This window comes from Nostocoides jenkinsii Ben 74, assembly GCF_001046875.1.
Classification (GTDB): Bacteria; Actinomycetota; Actinomycetes; order Actinomycetales; family Dermatophilaceae; genus Nostocoides_A; species Nostocoides_A jenkinsii.
Map to the genome: position 1 here is coordinate 3465784 of NZ_HF571038.1, position 8147 is coordinate 3473930.

The following is an 8147-nucleotide window of genomic DNA, read 5'->3' on the forward strand; positions in this document are numbered from 1 at the left end:
GGCGGGTGCGGCGGGGGTGGCGGCGCGCAGCCGGGCCGTCAGCTCGTCGCAGAGGTCGCGGACTTTGGGTGCGAGCGGGAGCTCGCTTTCCGCGCCCGACTTGGCGGCGCTGAGTTGAGCTGAGACATCGGACCACATCGCCGGGACCGGGTCGATGCCCAGGTGCCCACAGATGGCAGTCAGAGCTGCCCGAGGGTCGTCGAGCACGTCGGCATAGCTGACCAACCGCACCTCGGGCCGGGCGTCCAGGCCGCGGCTGAAATAGAGCCCGGTCCGCAGCCACCAAAACAAGGCGGCCCCCGAGTGCGGGTCGAGGCGAGCGGGGTCGGTGGCCCGGACCTCCTCCAGGATCTCGGGCGTGACGCCGCCGGCGACCCAGCCGCCCGTCGACGCCCTCGGCCGCGAGCCGGGCCAAGACCCGCTGATTCGTCGGACCGAATTTGCGGACCGCCGACCGCGCCCGCGCGTCGACGTCGCGCCACAACCAGAGTCCGCGCGGCGACTCCCCAGCGAACAGATCCAGCAGGGCCGGGAGGTCATGGCTGTCACACAGGGGTTTGAGCAGCACCACCTCCTGACGGGAGGCGCGCACCGCCTGGACCACCGCCTCGGGCGAGGACAGTCGGTAGCGAGTGAACAGCCGGGGGTCGCCCTCGGCATACGGATCGATTTGGGGTGAGGCGGCCAGGGCCCGCAGCAGCATCGTGGTGCCGGAGCGTTGGGCCCCCGCGATGAACGCGACCCGGGCCGACCCCGGCGCCACCGGATGGGATCGCCGCCACGCGAGCCGGGCCAGGGCGCCGCGCGGGGAGCGCCGCGGGTCGTTGAGTTCGCGGGCGAGCCGGAGCAGGCCGCCGTCGCGGGCCCAGTCGAGCCGGCGACCGGCGCGGGTCAGGGCGTAGGCCGCCCTCCCCTGGCTCACTCCTCGGCGGCGGGCGACGGCAGCTCGGCGGAGATCTCGCCGAGGTCGTAGGGGGTCCGCTGATAGACGCAGTAGTTCAGCCAGTTGGCATAGAGCAAGTAAGCGTGGCTACGCCAGGTGACCTGCGGCTGCCGGCTCGGGTCGTCGCCGGGGTAGTAGTGCCTCGGCACCTCGATCGACAGCCCCTTGTCGACGTCGCGGTCATACTCGCGCTTGAGGGTGTCCCACTCGTACTCCGGGTGCCCGGTCACATAGACCTCGCGGCCGTCGCTGCTGCCGGCGAGATACACCCCGGCCTCGTCGCTGACGGCCAAGAGATCGAGCCCCGGCGTCGCCTCGATGTCCGCCGCCCGTGTCTCCGTATGCCGCGAATGCGGCGCCGGGAAGACCGCATCGAAACCGCTGAGCAGTCGGTTGCGGGGGTCGAGCACCCGGTGCGGGAAGACACCAAAGATCTTGTCTGCCAATGGGAATTTCTCGATGCCATAGCGGTGGTACAGCCCTGCCTGCGCCCCCCAGCACACGTGCAATGTGGAGAAGACGTGATCCCGGCTCCAGTCCAGCAGCGCGCACAACTCCGGCCAGTAGTCGACCGCCTCGAACGGCAGCGTTTCGATCGGCGCGCCGGTGACGATCAGCCCATCGAAGCGCCGGGTGCGCGCCTCCGGGAAGGTCAGATAGAAGGCATCGAGGTGCGCCGCGGCAGTGTTGCGCGGGTCGTGCGACTCCATCCGCACGAGCGTGATTTCCAGTTGCAGCGGGGTGTTGCCGAGCAGGCGGAGCAGTTGCGTCTCGGTCGCCATCTTGGTCGGCATCAGGTTGACGATCGCGATCTTCAGGGGCCGGATGTCCTGGTGGAACGCCCGGCCCTCGGTCATCACGAAGACGTTCTCGCCCTCGAGGATGCGCCGCGCCGGCAGGGCGCTGGGGATCGTGACGGGCACTGTCCACTCCTCTCGCTCGCGAAGTCAGCCCTGGCATTCTCTCCCGGCCCAGCCCGTATGCCGCGTCGCGTCCACCCGCTGACCCAAACCCCGGAGGCCCCGCCGGCCCGACTCCGCGAACCCCCCGCAGCGGACGCAATAACCGGCGGCGGACGCAAAAGCTTTTGCTTCCGCCGCAGGGTATTGCGTCCACGGAAGTTTGGGCCGCGGGTTATTGCGTCCGCGGCGGCCCGCCCAGCCCGCGGGCCAGCACCGCCTCGATGATCGGACGGTCGGCGTCGAGCCAGGGGATGCTCCAGACGTCCTCGGCGGTGAGCCAGCGCACTTCGGCGTGCTCCTCAATCGGTGCCGGTATGCCGCGCGCCACCTCGGCGAGCCACACCCGCATCCGGTAGCGCGGCCCGAGGGGCCACCACCCGTCCGACGGCCCGGCCAGCAGGTCGCCAAGGCGCACCTCGACGCCGATTTCCTCGCGCAACTCCCGGTGCAGCGCCGCCACCAGGCTCTCCCCCGGGTCGACCTTCCCGCCGGGCAACTCCCAGCCGCCGGCGAGTTCCGGCGGCTCCGTGCGCTGCGCGGCCAACACCTGCGTCGGCCGGGCCAGACTGTCGACCAGCACCGCCCCCACCACATCGATCGGCGCCGCCTCCGTCGGCGCGATCTCCTCGTCCGGGGTCACGAGGTCGCGTGCAGGCGCCGCGCCGCTTCGGCGATCGAGCCGGTCAGGCTCGGATAAACGGTGAACGTGCTGGCCACCTGATCCACGTTCAACCTCAACGTGACCCCGATGGTCAGCGGGAAGATCAGTTCGGACGCCCGCGGCGCCACCACCACTCCCCCGAGCAGCGTGCCGGAGCCGCTCTCGGCGAACAGCTTCACGAACCCGTCGGTGATGCCCAGCATCTTGGCTCGCGGATTCCGCGCGAGCGGCAGGATGGTCGTGCGCACCGCGAGCCCGCCCGCCTCGACGGCCTTCTGCGACAACCCGACCGTCGCGATCTCCGGGTCGGTGAAGATGTTCGCGGAGACGACGTGGAGGTTCAGCGGAGAGACAGCGTCCCCGAGGGCGTGCGCCATGGCGATCCGCCCCTGCATTGCGGCCACGGACGCAAGGGGGAGAACCCCGGTGCAGTCGCCCGCGGCATACACCCCCCGAAGGGATGTCCGCGAGACCCGGTCGACCACGATGTGCCCGGACGGGCTCAACTCGACCCCCGCCTCCTCCAGCCCGAGGCCCCGCGTCCGCGGGACCGAACCCACCGCCAGCAGCGCGTGCGATCCCGCGATGACCCGGCCGTCCTCCAGCGTGACCGCAACCCCGCTCGCGGCACCGGCCTCGTCTCGCACCACCTCGACGGCCTGCATCCGCGAGCGGGAGAGCACGGTCATCCCCCGCCGGGTGAAGACCTCCTCGATCACCGTCGCCGCGTCGGCGTCCTCGCCCGGCAGAACCCGGTCCCGGCTGGAGACGAGCGTCACCCGCGAACCCAGCCCGAGATAGGCCTGGGCGAGTTCGGCTCCGGTGACCCCCGAGCCGACGACGATCAGGTGCTCGGGAAGGGATGGCAGGTCATAGATCTGTTGCCAGGTCAGGATCCGCTCGCCGTCGGGCTGCGCGCTCGCCATCACCCGCGGCGCCGCGCCCGTCGCGAGCAGGATGACGTCGGCCTCGATCTCCTCCCGACCGGCCTCGGTGTCCGCGGCCACCCGCCCCGCATTCAGGACGTATGCCGTGCCTCGGATCACCCGGACCCCCACCTCGTCGAGGCGGCCGGCGATGTCCTCGCTCTGGGCCGCGGCCAAGGCAAGGACGCGGGCGTTGACCTCGGGAAGGTTCGCCGAGGCGTCAACCATCTCGTCGCCCTCGTGGTCGACGAGGTGCACGCCGAGGTGGGTGGAGGTTTCCAACTGGCCGAGATAGTCCGCCGTCGAGATCAGGGTTTTGCTCGGCACGCAGTCGGTCAACACGGCCGCGCCGCCGAGTCCGTCGCTGTCGATGACGGTCACCGAGGCGCCCAGATGAGCCGCAACCAGGGCCGCCTCGTAGCCGCCGGGGCCCCCTCCGACGATAACGACTTGACTGCGCCCGTTCATCAGTTGCTTGCCCCTTGCGTTCGCGCGTGCAATCTTCTATCCACGTCGTGCCCCAAGCATGCCGGAATCCGCCCCTCGGCCCAACGCGGGGCCACTCGTTCCACGGAGGATCTGTTGTCCACTACGCCCACCCGCCGTATGACGGCATTCGCCATCGGTCTGACGGCCGTCGCCGCGGTCGCCGCCTGCTCTGCGCCCACCGACAAGTCGTCGAGTTCGACGACATCCGGCGCCAGCGCGAGCTCGTCGGCCGCATCGAGCGAGACGTCCGCTCCCGCCGGCGGCGACGCCAAGACCGCGACCTCAGCGGAGGAGGCTGGCGGTATGGACGCGCTGGTCGCCGCCGCCAAGGCCGAGGGCGAACTCAACGTCATCGCCCTGCCCCCGGACTGGGCCAACTACGGCGAGATCATCACGAAGTTCGGTGAGAAGTACGGCATTAAGGTCAACAGCGACCAGCCCGACGCCTCCAGCGCCGACGAGATCACGGCCGCCGAGAATCTCAAGGGCCAGTCCAAGGCGCCCGACGTCTTCGACCTCGGTGCCGCGGTCGCGACGGCCAACACTGACAAGTTCGCGCCTTACAAGGTCGCTACGTGGGCCGACATCCCGGACTCCCTGAAGGAGGCCAATGGAACGTGGGTCAACGACTACGGCGGCTACATGTCGGTCGGCTACGACTCCGATGTCGTCCCGGCCCCGACGTCGGTCGACGACCTGCTCAAGGGTGACTACGCCGGCAAGGTCGCTCTGAACGGCGACCCGACCAAGGCCGGCGCCGCCTTCGCGGGCGTGCAGATGGTCTCTCTGGCCAAGGGCGGCACCGCGGGCGACATCGCCAAGGGTGTGGACTTCTTCAAGGAGCTGAAGGCCGCGGGCAACTTCCTGCCCGTCGACCCGACACCAGCCACGATCGAGTCCGGCGACACCCCTGTCGTCTTCGACTGGGACTACCTGAACGTCGCCGCCGGCAAGAACGTCCCGACCTGGAAGGTCTGGGTGCCGGACGGTGTCGCCCTCGCTGGCTACTACGTCCAGGCGATCAACAAGGACGCCCCACACCCGGCCGCCGCCCGCCTGTGGCAGGAGTTCCTCTACTCCGACGAGGGCCAGAACCTCTGGCTCAAGGGTGGCGCCCGTCCGGTGCGTCTCGACGCGATGATGGCCGCCGGCACCGCCGACAAGGCGCTCGCCGACGCACTGCCCAAGGTCACCGGCACGACGACGGTCCCGACCGCGGACGACGTCGCCAAGGCCACGGAGTACCTCACCGCCAACTGGGCCAAGGCCGTTGGCTAAGAGCCCGCGCAGCGGGACGAGGGCGCTCGGCGGCATCAAGCCGTCGGGCGCCCTCGCCGGCGTTGTGCCGTTCTTCGCCTACACGACGGTCTTCTTGTTGATCCCGACGTTGGTCGTGATCATCGCCGCCTTCGTCAGCGACGGTCACCTCACGCTCGGCAACGTCCGCGCCCTGGGGAATGCCGGCTTCCTCACCGCTCTCAAGCAGTCGATCATCCTCTCGGCGTTGACGGCGATCATCGGTGCCGTGGTGGGCGGGATCTTGGCGTATGCCGTGAGCACGGCCCGCCCGGACGGCATACTCAAGCGGTTCATCACCTCCTTGTGCGGCGTGCTCGCGCAGTTCGGCGGCGTCGCGCTCGCCTTTGCCTTCATCGCGAGTTTCGGGGCGCAGGGAATGATCAGCGCGTGGATGAAAAAGGCCGGGGTGGGCCCGTCGTCTACGCTCTGGCTTTACCAGTGGGACAAAGGCGTCCTGCTGGTTTATCTGTACTTCCAAATCCCGCTGATGCTGATCGTCTTCTTGCCTGCAGTGGAGGGGCTGCGGCCGCAGTGGCGGGAGGCGACCGAGACGCTCGGCGGGACGACGTGGACCTACTGGCGGCGCGTTGCGATGCCGATCCTGTTCCCGTCCTTCGTGGGCGCGACCTTGCTGCTGTTCACGAATGCGTTCAGCGCCTATGCCACCGCCGCCGCGCTGGTGTCCCAGGCGCAGCCGCTTGTGCCGCTACAGATCGCCGGGACGTTCACCAGTGAGACGGTCCTGGGCCAGGCCAATGTGGGCAAGGCGATGGCGCTGGCAATGGTGGTCGTCGTGGCGATCGTCATGACGATCTATGCCTGGCTGGACAAGCGCTCCTCGAAATGGCTGGTCCGGTGAGCCAGCGCGCGGCGGTGCGCCGCAAGCAGGCGATCTTCCGCTGGGTCACGGTCAGTCTGGTGCTGGCATTCTTCATGCTGCCGTTGATCGGGATGCTCGACTTCACCACCAAGGTTCGCCGCGGCGGCCGGACGATGGCAACGTGGAAGACGCTGATGAATGTCAGCGAGATTTCCACGAAGTACCCCGCCCTGAAGGAAGGTTTCATCGCCTCGATCGGGCTGAGCGTGATCACGGTCGTGATCATGCTGGCGCTGTTGGTACCGACGATGACGTGGGTGCGCCTGCGCCTGCCGGGGATGTCTCGGCTGGTGGAGTTCATCTGTCTGTTGCCGTTGACGGTCCCGGCCATCGTGCTGGTAGTTGGCCTCGCCCCGGTCTATTCGTGGGTGTTCTATCTCTTTGGTGAGTCCACGCTCTGGCTCGGACTGGCGTATGTCGTCTTGGTGCTGCCATACGCCTATCGCGCCCTCGACGCAGGGTTGCGGGCCATCGACGTCAAGACGTTGTCGGAGGCGGCACGCTCGCTCGGCGCCTCCTGGTTCAGGGTGATGTGGCGGATTGTGCTGCCGAACCTGCGCACCGCCGTGCTGTCCGCGTCATTCCTCTCGGTCGCACTGGTGCTGGGTGAGTTCACCATCGCCAACCTGTTCTCCCGGCGCAATCTGCAGGTCGCGATGTATCAACTCGGCAAGAGCGACGCCAAGATCTCGGTCGCGGTCGGCCTGCTGTCGTTGGTATTTGCCTTCGTCGTCCTGTTTGCCATGTCCTTCGTCGGCGCTCAGCGCTCGGGTAGTCGGCGTCGCCGGCGTCCCCTGGCCGCCGCCGTCGCCCCCGCCCCGGCGGGGACCGGTTCAGTCAAGGAGCCCTCGTGAGTGTCGCCTCCCCCAACGCCGAGCGCGGTGTGGCCGTCGAACTGACGGAACTGCGCCGCTCATACGGGCCGGTCAATGCGTTGGACTCGATGACGCTGCACCTGGCGCCCGGCGAGTTCGTGGCCCTGCTGGGGCCGTCGGGCTGTGGCAAGACCACGGCGTTGCGGTGCCTCGCGGGCCTGGAGGATCCGGATGCGGGAACGATCACGATCGGCGGGCGCGATGTCACGGCGCTGCCGACCAACAAACGCGACCTGGGCATGGTGTTTCAGGCCTATTCGCTCTTCCCGCACATGACCGCGCGCCAGAACGTCGAGTTCGGGCTGGAGATGCGCGGGCAGGACAAGTCGACGCGAGCCCGCCGCGCCGGGGACATGCTCGACCTCGTCGGGTTGTCGTCGCAAGCGGATCGCTACGCCCACCAGATGTCGGGTGGTCAGCAACAGCGGGTGGCTCTCGCGCGGGCGTTGGCGATCTCGCCGCAGGTCCTGTTGCTGGATGAGCCATTGTCGGCTCTCGATGCCAAGGTGCGAACCCAGCTGCGCGACGAGATCAGGCGGATTCAGCTGGAGATCGGCACGACCACTCTGTTCGTGACGCACGATCAGGAGGAGGCGCTGGCAGTCGCCGACCGCGTCGGGGTGATGCGGGCCGGTCGGCTGGAGCAGCTCGCGCCGCCGCAAGAGTTGTATGCCCGTCCCGCCACCGCCTTCGTCGCGGAGTTCGTGGGGCTGACCAATCGGCTGGCCGGGCGCGCGAGCGGCGGCCGGGCGGAGGTGTTAGGCGTGAGCCTGCCCCTGCTGGCCGGCTCGGGCGACGGGAACGTCGAGGTGCTGGTGCGCCCCGAAGGCATCGAGGCCACCCCCGACCCCAATGGCAACGCGACCGTGTTGTCGGCGGCCTTCCTGGGCGCGCACGGCCGAGTCACCGCCCGCACCGATGGCGGCGAGCAAGTGGAGGTTCAGGTCGCCAGCGCCGCGCTGCCGAGCTTCGAGCCCGGCCAGCGCGTCCGCGTCACCCCCCGCGGCGACGCCGCCCTCGCCGTCGCCCGCTGACCCCGCCCGCCCCACCCCGAACTTGAGCACGTCTTACGAACTTGAGCACGTCTTGCAAGACGTGCTCAAGTTCGTAAG

The 8147-nt window shown here is 69.1% G+C and carries 8 protein-coding genes; 4 read left to right on the forward strand and 4 right to left on the reverse strand.

Annotated elements, in window-relative coordinates; all coding sequences use genetic code 11:
- The 4 genes from BN13_RS19765 to BN13_RS16530 form a co-directional block, all read right to left on the reverse strand.
- The coding region (locus BN13_RS19765; RefSeq protein WP_162199988.1) for a hypothetical protein at positions 1–540 on the reverse strand (540 nt) is incomplete at its 3' end.
- 378 nt (positions 541–918) lie between these two features.
- On the reverse strand, positions 919–1866 hold the full coding sequence (metA, locus tag BN13_RS16520) for a homoserine O-acetyltransferase MetA (protein ID WP_048548259.1): 948 nt from the start codon (positions 1864–1866) through the stop codon (positions 919–921).
- Positions 1867–2077: 211 nt separating this feature from the next.
- Complete coding sequence (locus BN13_RS16525) at positions 2078–2545, reverse strand: (deoxy)nucleoside triphosphate pyrophosphohydrolase (protein ID WP_048548260.1); 468 nt, start codon at positions 2543–2545, stop codon at positions 2078–2080.
- Positions 2542–3960 carry an NAD(P)H-quinone dehydrogenase gene (locus tag BN13_RS16530; RefSeq protein WP_048548262.1) on the reverse strand — a complete coding sequence of 473 codons (1419 nt, stop codon included), beginning with the start codon at positions 3958–3960 and terminating at the stop codon, positions 2542–2544. Before BN13_RS16530 ends, BN13_RS16525 begins: the two co-directional genes overlap by 4 nt.
- Before the next feature lie 114 nt (positions 3961–4074).
- Here BN13_RS16530 and BN13_RS16535 point away from each other — a divergent pair, with 114 nt between their 5' ends.
- The 4 genes from BN13_RS16535 to BN13_RS16550 are packed head-to-tail and all read left to right on the forward strand — an operon-like array spanning position 4075 to position 8069.
- Entirely contained in the window at positions 4075–5259 is a 1185-nt protein-coding gene (locus BN13_RS16535; protein WP_235434096.1) for an ABC transporter substrate-binding protein, read from the forward strand.
- Positions 5252–6139, forward strand: a complete 888-nt coding sequence (locus BN13_RS16540; RefSeq protein ID WP_084733846.1) for an ABC transporter permease — start codon at positions 5252–5254, stop codon at positions 6137–6139. The genes BN13_RS16535 and BN13_RS16540 overlap by 8 nt, the downstream gene beginning before the upstream one ends.
- Positions 6136–7014 carry an ABC transporter permease gene (locus BN13_RS16545; RefSeq protein ID WP_235434097.1) on the forward strand — a complete coding sequence of 293 codons (879 nt, stop codon included), beginning with the start codon at positions 6136–6138 and terminating at the stop codon, positions 7012–7014. Before BN13_RS16540 ends, BN13_RS16545 begins: the two co-directional genes overlap by 4 nt.
- Positions 7011–8069, forward strand: a complete 1059-nt coding sequence (locus BN13_RS16550; RefSeq protein WP_048548267.1) for an ABC transporter ATP-binding protein — start codon at positions 7011–7013, stop codon at positions 8067–8069. The genes BN13_RS16545 and BN13_RS16550 overlap by 4 nt, the downstream gene beginning before the upstream one ends.
- Positions 8070–8147 lie beyond the last annotated feature (78 nt).

Bases quoted from the DNA above. Each gene is read 5' to 3' on its own strand.
- BN13_RS16530 (WP_048548262.1), bottom strand. From the start codon at position 3,960: ATGAACGGGCGCAGTCAAGTCGTTATCGTCGGAGGGGGCCCCGGCGGC.